At 41.6% G+C, this 1,369-nt stretch carries 1 protein-coding gene; it reads left to right on the top strand.

Annotated elements, in window-relative coordinates:
• Nucleotides 1–1,369 (top strand): tandem-95 repeat protein (locus Q5Y73_RS24540; RefSeq protein WP_305994554.1); only part of this gene is annotated, 1,369 nt, incomplete at both ends.

Genomic DNA, 1,369 nt, shown 5'->3' with positions numbered 1-1,369 from the left:
CTCTAAAGTCATCTACACTCCAGCAGATGGATATAACGGTTCAGACACCTTTACCTTTACCGTAACAGATTTAGGAGATGGAACAGCAGAAGCCCAAACGAGTGAAGCAGCAACGATAACGATCACAGTCAATCCAGTGAATTCTAAACCACAAGCAGATGAACAAACTGTGGAAACGAATGAAGGAGAATTCACAGGGATTACCTTAACGGGTAATGATGAAGAAACCAATTCATCTGACTTAATCTTTAATGTAGATGAAGATAGTATTCAGAATGGAACATTAGTAGTAGAAGGCTCGAAAGTCACGTACACTCCAGCAGATGGATATAACGGTCCAGACTCCTTTACCTTCACAGTCACAGACACAGGAGACGGAAGTGCAGAAGCAAAAACAAGTGAAGCAGCGACGGTAACGATCACAGTGAACCCAGTGAACACGAAGCCAGAAGCAGCTAATCAAGCTGTAGAAACAAATGAGGGTAAATCAATAGAAATCATCCTTACTGGAAGCGATGAAGAAACTGACTCATCCGATTTAATCTTTAACGTAGATAAAGCAAGTGTACAGAACGGAACGTTAGTGGTGGAAGGTTCCAAAGTTACGTATACCCCAGCAGATAGGTATAACGGAGAAGATAGCTTTACCTTTACGGTCACAGACTTAGGAGATGGAACAGCAGAAGCTCAAACAAGTGAAGCAGCGACAGTAACGATTACGGTCAATCCAGTGAATACGAAGCCAGAAGCAAATAACCAAACTGTGATAATAAATGAGCGTGAAGCAGTAGAAATTACGTTAACGGGAAGCGACACTGAGACACCTTCATCTGACTTAATTTTTAATGTAGATGAAGACAGTATTCAGAACGGAACGATCACAGTAGAAGGTTCAAAAGTCATCTATACTTCAGCAGATGGGTATAACGGTCCAGACTCCTTTACCTTTACCGTGACAGACTTAGGAGATGGAAGTGCAGAAGCTAAAACCAGTGATTCAGCAACGGTAACGATTACGATCAATCCAGTGAACTCAAAGCCAGTAGCAGATAACCAAACTGCGATAATAAATGAGGGTGAAACAGTAGAGATTACCTTAACAGGTAGCGATGAAGAAACTGACTCATCTGACTTAATTTTTAATGTAGATGAAGCAAGTGTACAGAACGGAACGATCACAATAGAAGGCTCAAAAGTGATCTACACTCCAGCAGATGGGTATAACGGAGAAGATAGCTTTACTTTTACCGTCACAGATTTGGGAGATGGAAGTGCAGAAGCAAAAACAAGTGAAGCAGCAACGATAACGATCACAGTCAATCCAGTGAACACAAAGCCAGTAGCAGCTAATCAAGCTGTAGAAACAAAC

The sequence above is a fragment of the Chengkuizengella axinellae genome, from assembly GCF_030730905.1.
In the GTDB taxonomy this organism is placed as follows: Bacteria; Bacillota; Bacilli; order Paenibacillales; family KCTC-33759; genus Chengkuizengella; species Chengkuizengella axinellae.
Note: the sequence above shows the minus strand (reverse complement) of the source record. Positions and strands in the feature narration are given on the sequence as shown.